The following is a 15,418-nucleotide window of genomic DNA, read 5'->3' on the forward strand; positions in this document are numbered from 1 at the left end:
CGATTCCGTCCTTTTCCGGCAGGCCAATGAAAATCCCGGCCATCAGGCCGGGGGGTGTCGCTTTTCAAGCAAACGAACGGCGCTCACCGCCGCCCGGCACCCGCGTCAGGGCTTGCTGCCGCCCGGGGTCTTGGGGCTGGTGCTGGGGCCGTATCCGCCGCCGCGCGGGGCGGCCGAGGCAGCGCTGGCCGGCATGGCGGGCGAGAAGTCGGCGGGCAGGCCGCTGCCACCGGTGGCCGCGCCACCCGTGGCCGGGGTGGATTGGGCCGGCCGGGCGGGCGCCGGCGCCGGGGTGGCACCGGACGAGGCGCTCATCGGCACGCCGCTGCCGGTCGTGGTCTGGGCGGTGGCCGGCAGGTTCCAGGCCAGGGCGGTGGTCATCAGGATGGCGACGGGCACGCTGCGCAGGAGTCGCTGGGTCATGGGGAAAACCTCATGGGTCGGGTTGAACACACGGCCAGTCTGACGGCTTTCGCTGTTACATGGGCGTCTGCCATGTTGGGGTTGTAACGGTGTGACCCGGCCCCGCGCCCGCCGGGTCAGGGGTACAGCCCGCGCAGGTCGCGCGCCAGCAGGATGCGGCGGCAGGCCACGATGAAGGTGGCCGTGCGCAGGCTCACCTTGTGCTCTTGCGCCACCTGCCAGATGCCGGTGAAGGCCTCCTTCATGATGCGCACCAGGCGCTGGTTGATCTCGTCCTCGCTCCAGAAGAAGCTGGAGAAGTCCTGCACCCATTCGAAGTAGCTCACCGTCACGCCGCCGGCGTTGGCGATGACGTCCGGCACCACCAGCACGCCCTTGTCCTGCAGGATGTCGTCGGCCTCGGGGGTGGTGGGGCCGTTGGCGCCCTCGATGACCATCCTGGCCTTGATGCGGCCGGCGTTGTCCCGCGTGATCTGGCCTTCCAGCGCGGCGGGGATGAGGATGTCGCACTTGCAGCCCCAGAACTCGCCGGGCTTGAGCGTGTCGCTGCCCTTGAAACCGGCCACGCCGCCGGTCTGGGCCACGTGCTCCAGCAGCCGGGGCACGTCCAGCCCCTTGTCGCGGGCGATGCCGCCGGTGTGGTCCTGCACGGCGACGACGAGGGCGCCGGCCTCGGCGAACAGCCTGGCCGCGATGCCGCCCACGTTGCCGAAGCCCTGCACGGCCACGCGCGCGCCCTCGATCTTCAGGCCGATCTGCGCCGCCGCCTCGGTGCCGACGGTGAACACGCCACGCCCGGTGGCCTCGCGCCGGCCCAGCGAGCCGCCCAGGGCGATGGGCTTGCCGGTGACCACGCCGGTGGCGGTCTGACCCTCGTTCATGGAGTAGGTGTCCATCATCCAGGCCATCACCTTCTCGTTGGTGTTGACGTCGGGCGCGGGGATGTCCTTGGTGGGGCCGATGATGATGCCGATCTCGCTGGTGTAGCGGCGCGTCATGCGTTCCAGTTCGCCCCGGGAGAGGGTGCGCGGATCGACCCGCACGCCGCCCTTGGCGCCGCCGTAGGGCACGTTGACGGCGGCGTTCTTGACCGACATCCAGGCCGACAGGGCCATCACCTCGGACAGCGTCACGTCCTGGTGGAAGCGCACGCCGCCCTTGCCGGGGCCGCGCGAGGTGTTGTGCTGCACGCGGTAGCCCTCGAAGTGGGCGATGGTGCCGTTGTCCAGCTCGATCGGCACGTCCACGATCAGCGCGCGCTTGGGGCGCTTGAGGGTCTCGACCCAGCGCGCCAGCGGCCCCAGGTAGGGCGTGACGCGGTCCACCTGCTGCAGGTAGATGCCCCAGGGGCCCAGGTGGGCGGGGTCCAGGTAGGAAGGCAGGGCGTGGGTGGGAGTGGCGGCGGGGGCGGCCTTGCCGGGCGTGCGGGCGGAACGGGCCATGGGGTCTCTCCTCTTTCTCTCGTCGGAGCGGATGCGCCCGGGCGGCGCGGCCGCACGGCCAGCATAGCAGGCGCATGGGAGCGGCGCCATCAGCTCCTGAATCAATAGCATCGGGTGTAGGCTGGACAGGGACAAAAAGAGGGTTTGCCTTTAAAATAAGCAGCTTTTCCCGCGCGAGGACCACCCGTGGCGTCCCACACCTACACCCATCCGCAGCATTTCGACGTCATCGTCGTCGGCGGCGGCCATGCCGGCACCGAGGCGGCGCTGGCGTCCGCGCGCATGGGCGCGCGCACGCTGCTGCTGACCCACAACATCGAGACGCTGGGCCAGATGAGCTGCAACCCCAGCATCGGCGGCATCGGCAAGGGCCACCTGGTGAAGGAGGTCGATGCGCTGGGCGGCGCCATGGCACTGGCCACGGACGAGGGCGGCATCCAGTTCCGCATTCTCAACGGCAGCAAGGGGCCGGCGGTGCGCGCCACGCGCGCGCAGGCCGACCGCGTGCGCTACAAGGCCGCCATCCGCCGCGGGCTGGAGAACCAGCCCAACCTGTGGCTGTTCCAGCAGGCCGTGGACGACCTGCTGCTGGAGGGCGACCGCGTGGCCGGCGCCATCACGCAGGTGGGCATCGCCTTCCGCGCGCGCACGGTGGTGCTGACGGCGGGCACCTTCCTGGACGGACGCATCCATGTTGGGCTGGACAACTACGCGGCCGGCCGCGCGGGCGACCCGCCGGCGGTGTCGCTCTCGGCCCGCCTGAAGGAGCTGAAGCTGCCGCAGGGCCGCCTGAAAACCGGCACGCCGCCGCGCCTGGACGGGCGCAGCATCGACTTCAGCCAATGCGAGGAGCAGCCGGGCGACCTGGACCCGGTGCCGGTGTTCAGCTTCATGGGCCGGGCCGACATGCACCCGCGCCAGGTGCCGTGCTGGGTCACGCACACCAACGCGCGCACGCACGAGATCATCCGCTCGGGTTTCGAGCGCAGCCCCATGTTCACCGGCCGCATCGAGGGTGTGGGGCCGCGCTACTGCCCCAGCGTGGAAGACAAGGTGAACCGCTTCGCCGACAAGGACAGCCACCAGATCTTCCTGGAGCCCGAGGGCCTGGACACGCACGAGGTGTACCCCAACGGCATCTCCACCAGCCTGCCGTTCGACATCCAGCTGGCGCTGGTGCGCTCGATGCCGGGGCTGGAGAACGCCCACATCCTGCGGCCCGGCTACGCGATCGAGTACGACTACTTCGACCCGCGCGGGCTGAAGGCCAGCTTCGAGACCAAGGCCATCCAGGGCCTGTTCTTCGCCGGCCAGATCAACGGCACCACCGGCTACGAGGAGGCGGCGGCGCAGGGCTTGTTCGCCGGCATCAACGCCGCGCTGCAGTGCCGGGGCGAAGCCGCATGGCTGCCGGGCCGCGACGAGGCCTATCTGGGCGTGCTGGTGGACGACCTCATCACCAAGGGCGTGACCGAGCCCTACCGCATGTTCACCAGCCGCGCCGAATACCGCCTGCAACTGCGCGAGGACAACGCCGACATGCGCCTGACCGAAGCCGGCCGCCGCCTGGGCTTGGTGGACGACGCACGCTGGGACGCCTTCAGCCGCAAGCGCGACGCTGTTTCACGTGAAACAGAGCGCCTCAAGAGCACCTGGATCCACCCGCGAAACCTGCCCGCCGAGGAAAGCGCGCGCGTGCTGGGCAAGGCCATCGAGCACGAGCACAACCTGTTCGACCTGCTGCGCCGCCCGGACGTGCGCTACGACGCGCTCATGGGCATGGACGGCGGCAGGCATGCGCCGGCTGCGGTCGCGGAGAAGGGCGCGCCCACGCCTGTTTCACGTGAAACATTGGGCGAGCTGTACGGCCCGGTGATCGAGCAGGTGGAGATCGCCGCCAAATACGCCGGCTACATCGACCGCCAGCGCAGCGAGGTGGAGCGCGCGGCGTACTACGAGAACCTTCGGTTGCCGTCCGAACTGGACTACCTGCAGATTCCCGCACTGTCGATCGAAGTGCGGCAGAAGCTGCAGAAGCACCGGCCTGACACCCTGGGTCAGGCCTCGCGCATCTCCGGCGTCACGCCGGCCGCCGTGTCCTTGCTGTTGATCCACCTGAAGAAGGGCGGCTTCAAGGAGTTCCAGGCCACGCCCGGCGCGAAGGCGGCATGACGGCCGCCGACAGGGCGCCGCGCCTGCACCAGGGCGCGGCCGACTTGGGCCTGGCCTTGGACGAGGCGGTCGTCACCAAACTGCTGGCGTACCTGGACCTGCTGGCCAAGTGGAACCGGGTCTACAACCTGACGGCCGTGCGCGACCCGGCCGACATGCTCACGCACCATCTGCTGGACAGCCTGGCCGTCATCGCGCCGCTGTGCCGGCACACCCAGGGGCAGCCCGCCCGGCTGCTCGACGTGGGCAGCGGCGGCGGGCTGCCGGGCGTGGTGATCGCCATCTGCTGCCCCGAGATCAGCGTGACCTGCGTGGACGCGGTGGCCAAGAAGGCGTCCTTCGTGCAGCAGGCGGCGGGCACGCTGGGCTTGCCGAATCTGCGCGGCCTGCACGCACGGGTGGAATCCGTGACTCAGCGTTTCGACGTCATCGCTTCCCGCGCCTTTGCCTCCCTGCCCGACTTCGTGCACTGGTCGGCCGGCGCCTTGGCGGAGCAAGGCGTGTGGATGGCGATGAAGGGCAAGCGCCCCGACGACGAGATCGCGGCCCTGCCGCCGTCGGTGCAGGTGTTTCACGTGGAACATCTCCAGGTGCCCGGGCTGGACGCGGACCGCTGCCTGCTCTGGCTGCGCCGCGCCTGACGCCGCCTGAAAACGGCGGTTGATCACCGCTGGCCGGGGCGTCGGGTCACTTAAACTCGACCCTGGCCTTTCGCCCTCATGTCCATGCTCGGCATCACCGATTACCCCGCCTTCGTCGCCGCCATCCTGCTGTTTCTCGCCATTCCCGGCCCCGGCAACTTGGCGCTGGTGTCCAGCACCGCGCAGGGCGGGGTGCGCGGGGGGTTGGGCGCCACCTTCGGCCTCATCGCGGCCGACCAGATCCTGATGTGGTGCGCCGTGGCCGGGGTGGCGGCGCTGCTCAAGGCCTACCCGGCGGCGTTCGCGACGGTGCAGTGGCTGGGCGCGGCCTACCTGGCCTGGCTGGGCGCGCGCATGGTGCTGGCCAAACCGGGGCAGGCGCCGGTGCTGAGGGTCGAGCCGCGCCACTATGCCCGGCAGGCCTTCTTCATCACGCTGCTCAACCCCAAGGCCATCGTCTTCTACATGGCGTTCTTTCCGCTGTTCGTCGATCCGTCGCGCCGGCCTGGCCTGCTGACCTTTGGCGCCATGGCGCTCACGGTGGCGGTGCTCACCCTGGCCTATGGCGCGGGCGCGATCCTGCTCACGCACCTGCTGGCCGAACGCCTGCGGGCCAATGCCCGCCTGACCTCCGCGCTCAACAAGCTGGCGGGCATGTTCCTGATCGGCTTCGGCGTGCGCCTGGCCCTCACCAAGTAAACCGGACTCCACACGCATGGCCCAGATCTTCTGCATCGCCAACCAAAAGGGAGGCGTGGGCAAGACGACCACCGCCGTCAACCTGGCCGCCGGCCTGGCCCGCATCGGTCAGCGCGTGCTGCTGGTCGACCTGGACCCGCAGGGCAACGCCACCATGGGCTCGGGCGTGGACAAGCGGGCGATGGCGCTGTCGGTGTACGACGTGCTGCTGGAATCCGCCACCGTGGCCGAGGCCGTTACCGTGCCCGAGAAGCTGAAGGAGGCCGGCGCCGCCTACGCCGTGCTGGGCGCCAACCGCGAGCTGGCCGGCGCCGAGGTCGAGCTGGTGGCCGAGCAGCGCCGCGAGCGCCGCCTGAAGGACGCGCTGGCCGCCGTCGCCGCCGACTACGACTTCGTGCTGGTCGACTGTCCGCCGTCCCTGAGCATGCTCACCCTCAACGGCCTGTGCGCCGCGCAGGGCGTGATCGTGCCGATGCAGTGCGAGTACTTCGCGCTGGAGGGCCTGACCGACCTGACCAACACCATCAAGCAGGTGCACGCCAACCTGAACCGCGACCTGCGCCTCATCGGCCTGCTGCGCGTCATGTTCGACTCGCGCATCACGCTGCAGCAGCAGGTCAGCGAGCAGCTCAAGGCCCACTACGGCAACAAGGTGTTTGACACCCTGATCCCGCGCAACGTGCGCCTGGCCGAGGCGCCCAGCTACGGCCTGCCCGGCCTGTTGTTCGACCCGTCGGCCAAGGGCAGCAAGGCGTTCATCGCCTTCGCGCAGGAGCTGGTCGATCGCGGCGTGCGCGGCTGAACAGGGCGGTTTCAGCAGTCAAATCGGCCTCAAGCCCGCATGGATATTACGCCAGAAGCTATTAAAACAGGAATATCCGGCGTGCGCGTCCTGACCCTGCCCGGCTGGCAAGGCAGCGGCCCCGGCCACTGGCAAAGCCGCTGGGAAGCCCTGCACGGCCACCTGCGCGTCGAGCAGCACGACTGGCTGCGCCCGCTGCGCGGCGACTGGACCGCGCGGCTCGAAGACGTGGTGCTGGCGCAGGGCGAGGGCGCCCCCGTGCTGCTGGCCGCCCACAGCCTGGGCTGCCTGCTGGCCGCGTGGTGGGCCGCGCACTCGCGCCACGCCCACCGCGTGGCCGGCGCGCTGCTGGTGGCGCCGCCCGACATCGAGCGGGACGACATCCGCCAGGCCCTCCCCAGTTGGGCGCCGCCCGCGCGCCAGCGCCTGCCGTTCGCCAGCGTGCTGGTCGCCAGCAGCGACGACCCCTACGGTAGCCTCCCGTCCGCCCGCCGCCTGGCCGCCGGCTGGGGCGCGGTGTTCCATCCGCTGGGTGCGCGGGGCCACGTCAACGCCGACTCCGGCCTCGGCGACTGGCCCGAAGGGCATCGGCTGCTGCTAGACTTGATCGGTAGTCCATCCTGACTACCCGTGAGGGGTGCCCATGCAAGCCGAGAAAACCGTCCCCACCAGCCTGAAGCTGCCCGCCAGCGTCAAGCGCGAGATCGACGAGGCCGCCCGCGCCGCGGGCACCAGTCCGCACGCCTACATGGTCGGCGTGCTGCGGAAGGAAGCCGAGCGCGCGCGCCTGCGTGAGGAGTTCCACCGCGATGCGCGGGAGGCTTTGGACGAGATGGAAGCTACCGGCCTCGGCCACGACTGGGACGAGGTCAAGACCTATTTCGCCCAGATGGCCGAGTACCGTGCTGGCCGCGCGCCCAGGCCTGCGGCGCTGGTGCCCAAGAAGGTGCTATGAACGCCGTGCCGAGCCGTTCCAGGCAAACCTGCACCGTGGCCGAGGGCGAGGGCACTCCGGCGAGCGGCGCGACGCTGTGGCTGCGCTTCAGCCCCCAGGCCCACATCGATCTGGTGAGGCTGGAGGACTTCCTGTGGCATCCCGGCGATCCGCAGGCCCACCAGATGATGCCGTTCATCCTGGATGCCCTGCAGATCCTCACGCACCAGCCCGGCGTCGGCCTGCGGCCAGAGCGGCTACCTGGCCCTCTACCATTGGGACAGGCCACATCACACCGTGCGCGTGCTGCGCATCCACCACCAACGCGAAGCCGGCTACGCCGACGACGAGGTCTGACCTTTTGACCGCCGGCCCACACAGGACTCCACACACCATGGTCACCAAGAAACCCAAGGGCCTCGGCCGCGGCCTCGACGCGCTGCTCGGCCCCAGCACCCCCGCGCCCGACGCCGCCGCCACCCCCGCCGGCACGCCGATGATGCTGGCGCTGGGCGCCATGGTCCCCGGCCAGTACCAGCCGCGCACCCGCATGGACGAGGGCGCGCTCTACGAGCTGGCCGAAAGCATCAAGTCGCAGGGCATCATGCAGCCCATCCTGGTGCGGCGTTTGGGGTCAAAAACAGCTTCAATCGGCGTGGATACTGCGTCAGAAGCTCCTGATTCAGGAGCAATCTACGAGATCATCGCCGGTGAGCGGCGCTTCCGCGCCGCCCGGCTGGCCGGGCTGGACGAGCGTGCCCGTGCTGGTGCGCGACGTGCCCGACGAGGCTGCCGCCGCCATGGCGCTGATCGAGAACATCCAGCGCGAAGACCTCAACCCCCTCGAAGAAGCCCAGGGCCTCAAGCGCCTGACCGACGAGTTCGGCCTCACGCACGAGCAGGCCGCCCAGGCCGTCGGCCGCAGCCGCTCGGCCGCCAGCAACCTGCTGCGCCTGCTGCAGCTCACCCACCCCGTGCAGACCATGCTGATGGCCGGCGACATCGACATGGGCCACGCCCGCGCGCTGCTCGCCCTCGACGGCGCCGCGCAGATCACCGCCGCCAACCAGGTCGCCGCCCGCAAGCTGTCCGTGCGCGAGGCCGAGGCCCTGGCCCGCCGGCTGTCGGCCGAGTTCAGCCTCACCGCGCCGCGCAAGCCCGCCGTCGGCGGCGACAAGCCGGGCGACGTGCGCCGCGTGGAGGAGGAGCTGTCCGACCTGTTCATGGCGCAGGTCGAAGTGCGCGTCAAGAAGAAGACCCGCCGGCCCGGCGGCGCCGCGCAGGCCGGCGAACTGGCCATCCAGTTCGGGTCGCTGGACGAGCTGAACGGCCTCATCGAGCGCCTGCGGGGGCGCTGACGCCGCACCTTGGTCGGTGCACCGGCTGGGCGGGCTGATCGCTGGGAAACTTCGGGGTCAGATCAAAATTTCTTCCCGGCTTCGGCGGGTTGGCACGCTCTCGGGGGCTGGGCCGCGACCACGAGCAGGGGGCCTGCCCCACGTGCTGGTTGGCCTGCATTTCCTGATCTTCACGATGCTCATGCTGTCCAAGGGCCTTGCTCGGGAGTGGCCGAACGGATGAGCTCACGACACGCTCCAAGCTTGTACCTGCCACCTCGTATAAATATTAAATCTAAATGATTAAAAATCAATTAAATGACACTTAAGTGTTATATTAAATAACATTCATGAAAATATATATTTCATCTTGTTTCAATTATCTAAATCCAATAAATACTATTTTAGTATTATTTTCTAGACAGACTGAGATCACGATCCGAGGCCGGAATCCATGTCCAGCACGGGGGATCGCCGGGAGACATTCCTCCGGCGTGCGACCTGGCACTACGCCACGGCCTGCATCCTCACCAGTGGCGTTCCCTCTTTTTCCTCCTAGAACGCCGGGTTGCACGCCCCACCACAGGCGCTACCCCACAGCCTGCATCGTCTGGTGGCAAGTCTCCGCGTCCCTCACTCCACGATCCCGAAAACCCAAGTCGTGCGGGTATTTAGTTTGGCCGGGCGCGAGTATTAAAGTGGTACTTGATACTCAAGTATGAGAATGATACAACCGACCGCGCATTCAGGCGGACGCGGGTTTGTGCAGCAGTGCACCGAGACATGCGTGAAAGCGGTTGACGCCACACCATGCCTGCAAATCGTGTCGATATGCGTCCGGTAGTTCGTCTCATGCGCATGGACCAAAGAAAAGTGCGTCGACCCCCCGCTCAGGAGAAAACATGAATCGATCGAAATCCCCGTCGTCGACGACCGATCAGCCCGCGCGCAGCGGCCGGCTGGCCCAAACGAGGGCGGTTTCAAGACCGAAGCGCAACACGTGGTTATTGAGCGAGAACTGGAGCCTGCTGAGCCATGGCCAGCAGGTGTGAGAAGACGGCCAGCGGGGTGTTGAAGCCATGGGTTGCGCGAGGTCTGCTGTTCAAGCTGTCGGCGATGGCGTCCAGTTCGTCCTGGCTGTGCACGCTCAGGTCAGTGCCCTTGGGCGGGTACTGGCGCAGCAGCCCGTTGGTGTTCTCGCAGGTGCCGCGCTGCCAGGGGCTGTGGGGTCGCGAAGTAGACCTGCACGCCCGTGGCGGCGGCCAGTTGCCGGTGGTAGCTCATCTCCTTGCCCTGGTCGTAGGTGAAGCTCTTGCGCATCGGATCGGCAATCGCGTTGAGCTTGGCCGTGAAACCGGCCAGCGCCGAGCTGGCCGTGGCATCGTCCATCTTGGCCAGCAGCACCAGGCGGCTGGAGCGCTCCACCAGCACGCCCACGGAGGACTTGTTGCCCGCCCCTTTGATGAAGTCGCCTTCCCGGTGGCCGGGCATCACGCGATCCTCGATCTCCGGTGGGCGCACATGGATGCTGACCATCTCGGGGATCTGGCCACGCCGGTCGGTGCCACGGCTGCGCGGCAACCGTGTGCCACGGCCCTGGCGCAGGCAGGCGATGAGCTGGCGGCGCAGTTCGCCCGAGGCTGGGCATAGATGGCGGTGTAGATGGTTTCGTGGGACACGTGGCGCGCGGCCTCGTTGGGAAAGGTGCGCTTGAGGGTAGCGGCAATCTGCTGGGGCGACCACTTCCAGTCCAACAGGGTCATCCACCAGGCTCCAGGACAGGCTGTCAGAAGACAGTTTGGCAAGAGGGCGGGCAGCACGCCGGCGCGCCTGGCAGGACAGCTGTGCGCGGTGCGAGCCGTAGGCCGCGTCAGCGCCCGTGTTGCGCGCCAGCTCGCGGCTGATCGTCGATGGCGATCGCCCCAGCGTGCGGGCCATCGCGCGCACGCTTTGCCCTTGCTGGCGCATGCTCGCGATCGTCATGCGGTCTTCGGGTTGGAGTTGTTCGTATCGGGAGGCGGATGGCATGTGAACACCTTACAGCAGGGGGTGTTGCACTTCGGATTTGAGGCCGCCGAGCCTGGCCTTGGGGGCTGGCCTGCTGGCCGCCCTGGCGCTGGCCTCTCAGGCCAGCGCGGCCATCCTCTGGGAGGACTATCGCGGGACGTATTTCAACAACTCCTCAGGGAACCCTCTCGCGGAAGAAGTGAATCCGGGAGCGGATCCCACTTACTACTACACAAATGGGCCAGAGCCCGCCTCTCCCAACCAGTTCACCCCTTTGAATGACCTGCAGACACTGGCGGGGGATCCCAACAAGGCGGTGGAGACTGGTACGGGCACCAACATCAACTTCGCTCCGGGGGTGCCGGCCACTCCTGCGTCGTACACCCTCTGCAATGCGAACGCAACCGGCGCCCCCGGTATCGAGGCCGGCAATGTCAATTCGCCGGCTTGCGCGCGCCGCAAGATGGGCCGGGTGGTCTATGCGCGCCTTCACTTCCCGACGGCAGGAAATTACACGCTGCGAGTGACCCATGACGATCAGGTGCAGGTCGACATGTCAAGCTTCTACAGCAGCCCCAATTATCACAATGCCCTCTACGACATCCCGGTGGGCAAGTTGGACAGCTATACCTCGGACGACAATGCCGACGGTAGCAGCACCGCTTCCGGCACCGTCAGTACCTTGGGCACGTACACCGCCCAAGCCAACAGTTGTGCCTTGATCCGTGTGTACTGGAACAACACCAACGGCAGAAGCTTCCTGCGCCTGAAGTGGACCAGGCCGGGTCCGGTTACGGAGTTCATTCCTGCAGAGCGGTTGTTCGATCCATCGACATCGGCGCCGACCACGGAACCGAACGCATGCACCACCTCGATCACCAACACCGAGCCGTCCATCACGCTGAACAAGACCGTGGCCGGCCGCGCCATTCCTGCCGACCAGTTCACGGTGCAGATCGCCACGGCCGCGACGGGGGGGACCACGCTCAAACAAGACACGACCTCGGGCTCCGACACGGGTGCGGGGCAAGCCACCGCGTCCGTCCTGGTGACGACACCTGCCACGTACTATCTCCGCGACGTGATGAGCAACGGGCGGCTGGCGGCATACAACACGGAGATTTCGTGCCAGAAGAACGGAGCCGGCACCTTTAACCCGACCCTCACAGGCACCCCGGGCGTCTGGTCTGCTGCGATGTCGGGATCGGACAAGCTGATCTGCACGATCACCAACACGCCCAAGCCGGTGGGCAAGCTGACCGTGACGAAGAATCTGGTGGGTGGTCCGGCGACACACGGCGCCATGGATTTCCCATTCAGCGTAACCTGCCAAACGCCATCCGGCACCTACAACGGCACGGTGACCGTGCCTGCGAACCAGTCCCAGGGCTCCGTGGATGTGCCCATTCCCGTGCTGTCCACCAACTGTCAGATGACCGAGGGAGTTCGACCTGCTGCACCGGCGAATTACACCTGGGGGCCAGTCACCTACGACCAGCCGTCCCAGGAGGCCATGACGTCAGGTGGCAGTATCACTGGCACCATCCGCAACCCGTTGGATCCGAATCCCGGCAAGCTGATCGTGACCAAGCACATCGCGGGCGGCACATCGCCGGCCTCCATGGCGTTTCCCGTGACGGTAACTTGCACCTCCGGCAATCAGAACGGATCGGTGACCGTTCCCGCCAACCAGGCCTCGGGTCAGGCGGTGTTCTCTCCCATTCCGGCAGGCGCCACCTGCTCCGTCAGCGAGACCGGTCGAGCCAACGCGCCCGCCAACCACCACTGGGTGGAAGCGGAGCTTCCGAGCGCCGGCCCCACGGCTGCCATGCCTGCTGGCGGTCAATTGGAGCTGGCCATCACCAACACGCTGGCGTTGAACAGCCGGACCATCACGGTGAAGAAAGCGCTGTCGCCGACCACGGATGGCGGCAAGTTCAATCTGCTGATCAACGGCGCGGTACAGGCTTCCAACGTCGGTCACGACGGTTCCGGCGCTATTGCCGTAGCGGCGGGCAGCCAGGTGAGCGTGGGCGAAACAGGCAACAACACCTCGTTGGACAACTACGCGTCTCAACTGTCATGCGGCGACGTAAGCGTGAGCGGCACTGGCATTGGCGGCACTTTCACCATGCCCGACAAGGACGTGACCTGCATCTTCACCAACACGCGCAAGACCAACACCGTGAAGGTGATCAAGGCGCTGTCTCCGACCGATGACGGTGGCAAATTCAACCTGCTGATCAACAACGAGACGAAGAAGGCCAACGCCAGCCACAACGACAACACCGGAGACGTTGCCGTGCCGGTGGGCAGCACCGTGAGCGTGAGCGAGACAGCGGGTGAGGGCACGTCGCTGGCCCACTACACCTCCGCGCTGACCTGCACCGGCGTGACCAGCGTGAGTGGCACCACCAGCGGCGAATTCACGATGCCGGACGGCGCGGTGACATGCACCTTCACCAACACGCGCAAGAAGATTGACGTGAAAATCACCAAGACGGTGACGGGAGCGCCGGCCGCCGGCGCGCCGGGCGACTATGGCTTCAAACTGACCTGCGGTGGGGTGGATTACACAGGCATTGTGAAGCTGGAGGGCACGGCCACCGCGGGTTCCACGACGGTGCAGGTGCCGGAGGGCGTGACCTGCTCGACCCTGGCGGAAACCAGCAAGGCTCCGGCCCCGGCCAACCACGGTTGGAAGCCCGAGACAACCACGCCGCCGGAGGGCGAAATCGCCACCGGCGCGCAAGGCAGCATCACCAACCCGCTGGAGACGTCAAACCTGGTGGTGACCAAGACCAACAGCGCCAGCTCGGTGACGAAAGGCGCCACCGTCACCTATACCGTGACCATCGTCAACAACGGCCCACTGGCGGCGACCGGCATCCAATGGGATGACACGTCCACCGGTCTGGAGGTGACCGCGATCAGTCCCGACATCGTCAGCGACGGCTCGGTGGCTGGAAGCTGCAGCACGGCGCCGGCCCCGGCTGGCTGCACGGGCATCACGGTGGCGGCCAATGGCGGAAGCGTCCGCTACAAGGTGACGGCCAAGGTGACGGGCGACGTGGGCGCCCATGCCGTGAACACGGCGACGGTGACGGGTGGCAGTTGCGGCTCGACAGTGGACTCGCAAGCGCCGGAGACCCGCGCCGCTGAGCCGGTGGATCCGTGTACCTCCACCGACGACGATCCCATCGAGGCGCCGCCGGTGGTGGCCGTGACCCCGGTGCCCACGATGACCGAGTGGGGCCTGATGCTGCTGACGGCCCTGCTGACCGCGCTGGCCTGGCTGATCCACCGGCGCAGCCTGGTGTGAGCTGGAGGCGTGCCGGCAGGGGGCGCTCGCGGCCCCCTGCCCCGCCGCCGCGCCGCCCCTGATCCTCATCGTCCTCCGGCCGCACCCGGCCAGAAAGCTGCATTGCTTTACAACCGGGTGTTGAAATGATACAAAGAACTCTGCTCGAGAGTCGGCATGGATTGATTGAAGTCTTCACCCTCGACAGCCGGGGGGTCGGCGTGGAGCGGCTGCCAGGTTCCTGCATTTTTTCTTGAAGAAAGCGAGGAGAGCAATGAGTAAGCACATCAAAAGCATGGTCAAAGCTGCATCGGCATGCCTGCTGGGGCTGGCGGGGGCGTTCGCCATGGTGCCTGCCGCGCAGGCGGCACCAATCGAATTGTGTCTGGCGATCGATTCGTCTGGCACCATCGACGATACTGAATGGCAGTTGCAGATCGACGCCTATCGCAACGCGCTGCTGGATCCCACCATCGTTCCGCAGGACGGGACTGTGGCTGTCTCGATTGTTACTTTTTCGACGGACACGCTGGTTTCTCTTGGCTTGACCGATATAACCGCAGCCACGGCGGGCAATGGTGGCGCACTGAAAAGCACACTGGACGCTCTGTATGCCACTCGTCCCTTCAATGGCCAAACAGCCATAGGCGATGCGATCCTTAGATGTATAGGCACGTTCAGCGCCAACAATCCGGGCGCAAAAAGGATCATCGACGTCAGTACGGATGGAGAAAACAACGAGGGCGTGAATCCTGTAATTACCGCCGCCAATGCTTTTAGCGCCAAAGAAGTCCATGCTATCAACCTGATTGGCGTCGGAGATTTGATCAACGAGGCCGAATTGAACAGCATTGCCCAACCGCAACCAGCCAACGCAGTCGGGGCAGGTGATGGGTTTGTGACGATTGCCGAAAGCTGGGAAGACTTCACCCCCACGCTGCAAGCCAAAATCCAGGCTGAGATTGTGGTGACATCGAACCTGGTGGTGACCAAGACCAACAACGCCGACTCTGTCGCGCCAGGCGCCGACACCATCTATACGGTGACGATCACCAACACCGGCGCGGCGGCAGCGACCAACGTCAGTTGGACCGACGTGTCCCTCGGCCTGAACATCACCGATATCAGCACCAACACCGCCAGCGACGGTTCGGTGGCTGGAAGCTGCAACCTGGGCGGTTGCACGGGCATCACGGTGGCGGCCGGCGGCGGTAGCGTCAGCTACAGGGTGACGGCCACGGTGACGGGCTCGCCGGACACCGATGCCGAGAACACGGCGACGGTGACGGGCGGCGGCAATTGCGGCACCGCCCCCGTGCCGAGTGCGTCGTGCACCGCCACCGACCGGGATCCCATCCGGGAGCCGGACGCGCCGCCGCCGCCACCGCCCCAGCAGGTGACCCCGGTGCCCACGATGACCGAGTGGGGCCTGATGCTGCTGACGGCCCTGCTGACCGCGCTGGCCTGGCTGGTCCGCCTGCGCAGCCTGATGTGAGTTGAGGCGTGTTCGCAGGGGGTACGCACCCTCTGCCCTCGGATGAATGGCCTGCCCCGACCGGGGCAGGTTTTTTTTCGGGTGGCCAGGGTGGCCGGCCGCCTGGCGGTTCCAGCACCGAAACGGTATAAGCTGCGCGTCTGCCACATTCCGCCCTCGAGAACC

Annotated in this window: 13 protein-coding genes and 1 pseudogene; 10 read left to right on the forward strand and 4 right to left on the reverse strand. The window is 67.0% G+C overall.

Translation table 11 applies throughout. The annotated features are described in order from the left end of the window. Nucleotides 1–105: 105 nt before the first annotated feature. Together IPG65_RS06080 and IPG65_RS06085 are read right to left on the reverse strand one after the other, a co-directional pair. On the reverse strand, nt 106–423 hold the full coding sequence (locus tag IPG65_RS06080) for a hypothetical protein (protein ID WP_293188359.1): 318 nt from the start codon (nt 421–423) through the stop codon (nt 106–108). A 116-nt stretch (nt 424–539) separates the two neighbouring features. Beyond that, the gene (locus IPG65_RS06085; protein WP_293188360.1) at nt 540–1,865 is read right to left on the reverse strand and encodes a Glu/Leu/Phe/Val dehydrogenase; all 1,326 of its coding nucleotides are present in this window, start codon (nt 1,863–1,865) and stop codon (nt 540–542) included. Between the two features lie 186 nt (nt 1,866–2,051). Here IPG65_RS06085 and mnmG point away from each other — a divergent pair, with 186 nt between their 5' ends. From mnmG to IPG65_RS06125, 8 genes and pseudogenes are all read left to right on the forward strand, one after another. Further along, complete coding sequence (gene mnmG / locus IPG65_RS06090; protein WP_293188361.1) at nt 2,052–4,037, forward strand: tRNA uridine-5-carboxymethylaminomethyl(34) synthesis enzyme MnmG; 1,986 nt, start codon at nt 2,052–2,054, stop codon at nt 4,035–4,037. Then, a complete protein-coding gene (gene rsmG / locus IPG65_RS06095) occupies nt 4,034–4,678 on the forward strand; it encodes a 16S rRNA (guanine(527)-N(7))-methyltransferase RsmG (RefSeq protein ID WP_293188362.1) in 645 nt (214 codons plus the stop codon). The genes mnmG and rsmG overlap by 4 nt, the downstream gene beginning before the upstream one ends. A gap of 84 nt (nt 4,679–4,762) precedes the next feature. Then, the gene (locus IPG65_RS06100) at nt 4,763–5,377 is read left to right on the forward strand and encodes a LysE family transporter (protein WP_293189965.1); all 615 of its coding nucleotides are present in this window, start codon (nt 4,763–4,765) and stop codon (nt 5,375–5,377) included. Nucleotides 5,378–5,393: 16 nt separating this feature from the next. Continuing rightward, the gene (locus tag IPG65_RS06105) at nt 5,394–6,179 is read left to right on the forward strand and encodes a ParA family protein (RefSeq protein ID WP_293188363.1); all 786 of its coding nucleotides are present in this window, start codon (nt 5,394–5,396) and stop codon (nt 6,177–6,179) included. 72 nt (nt 6,180–6,251) lie between these two features. Further along, nucleotides 6,252–6,803: an alpha/beta hydrolase gene (locus tag IPG65_RS06110; protein WP_293189967.1), complete on the forward strand. Its 552-nt coding sequence runs from the start codon at nt 6,252–6,254 to the stop codon at nt 6,801–6,803. A gap of 19 nt (nt 6,804–6,822) precedes the next feature. Next, on the forward strand, nt 6,823–7,134 hold the full coding sequence (locus IPG65_RS06115; protein WP_293188364.1) for a hypothetical protein: 312 nt from the start codon (nt 6,823–6,825) through the stop codon (nt 7,132–7,134). Nucleotides 7,135–7,317: 183 nt separating this feature from the next. Beyond that, complete coding sequence (locus IPG65_RS06120; protein WP_293188365.1) at nt 7,318–7,470, forward strand: hypothetical protein; 153 nt, start codon at nt 7,318–7,320, stop codon at nt 7,468–7,470. A gap of 37 nt (nt 7,471–7,507) precedes the next feature. Further along, nucleotides 7,508–8,471 (forward strand): annotated as a pseudogene (locus tag IPG65_RS06125) (ParB/RepB/Spo0J family partition protein). Nucleotides 8,472–9,454: 983 nt separating this feature from the next. On the opposite strand, the gene IPG65_RS06130 reads toward IPG65_RS06125, so the two are convergent. Together IPG65_RS06130 and IPG65_RS06135 are read right to left on the reverse strand one after the other, a co-directional pair. Further along, entirely contained in the window at nt 9,455–9,595 is a 141-nt protein-coding gene (locus tag IPG65_RS06130; RefSeq protein ID WP_293188366.1) for a hypothetical protein, read from the reverse strand. 7 nt (nt 9,596–9,602) lie between these two features. Beyond that, entirely contained in the window at nt 9,603–10,433 is an 831-nt protein-coding gene (locus tag IPG65_RS06135; RefSeq protein WP_293188367.1) for an IS30 family transposase, read from the reverse strand. 103 nt (nt 10,434–10,536) lie between these two features. On the opposite strand from IPG65_RS06135, the gene IPG65_RS06140 reads away from it, so the two are divergent. Further along, nucleotides 10,537–13,779 (forward strand): DUF5979 domain-containing protein, encoded by a 3,243-nt coding sequence (locus tag IPG65_RS06140; RefSeq protein WP_293188368.1) that lies wholly within the window; start codon nt 10,537–10,539, stop codon nt 13,777–13,779. Between the two features lie 253 nt (nt 13,780–14,032). Further along, nucleotides 14,033–15,253, forward strand: a complete 1,221-nt coding sequence (locus tag IPG65_RS06145; RefSeq protein ID WP_293188369.1) for a DUF1194 domain-containing protein — start codon at nt 14,033–14,035, stop codon at nt 15,251–15,253. The last annotated feature ends 165 nt before the right edge of the window (nt 15,254–15,418 follow it).

It is taken from the genome of Ottowia sp. (assembly GCF_016703145.1).
Classification (GTDB): domain Bacteria; phylum Pseudomonadota; class Gammaproteobacteria; order Burkholderiales; family Burkholderiaceae_C; genus Ottowia.

Coding starts and splice junctions, on each gene's coding strand:
- IPG65_RS06080 (WP_293188359.1), bottom strand. CDS start 423: ATGACCCAGCGACTCCTGCGCAGCGTGCCCGTCGCCATCCTGATGACC.
- IPG65_RS06085 (WP_293188360.1), bottom strand. CDS start 1,865: ATGGCCCGTTCCGCCCGCACGCCCGGCAAGGCCGCCCCCGCCGCCACT.
- rsmG (WP_293188362.1), top strand. CDS start 4,034: ATGACGGCCGCCGACAGGGCGCCGCGCCTGCACCAGGGCGCGGCCGAC.
- IPG65_RS06100 (WP_293189965.1), top strand. CDS start 4,763: ATGCTCGGCATCACCGATTACCCCGCCTTCGTCGCCGCCATCCTGCTG.
- IPG65_RS06105 (WP_293188363.1), top strand. CDS start 5,394: ATGGCCCAGATCTTCTGCATCGCCAACCAAAAGGGAGGCGTGGGCAAG.
- IPG65_RS06115 (WP_293188364.1), top strand. CDS start 6,823: ATGCAAGCCGAGAAAACCGTCCCCACCAGCCTGAAGCTGCCCGCCAGC.
- IPG65_RS06120 (WP_293188365.1), top strand. CDS start 7,318: ATGCCCTGCAGATCCTCACGCACCAGCCCGGCGTCGGCCTGCGGCCAG.
- IPG65_RS06135 (WP_293188367.1), bottom strand. CDS start 10,433: ATGACGATCGCGAGCATGCGCCAGCAAGGGCAAAGCGTGCGCGCGATG.
- IPG65_RS06145 (WP_293188369.1), top strand. CDS start 14,033: ATGAGTAAGCACATCAAAAGCATGGTCAAAGCTGCATCGGCATGCCTG.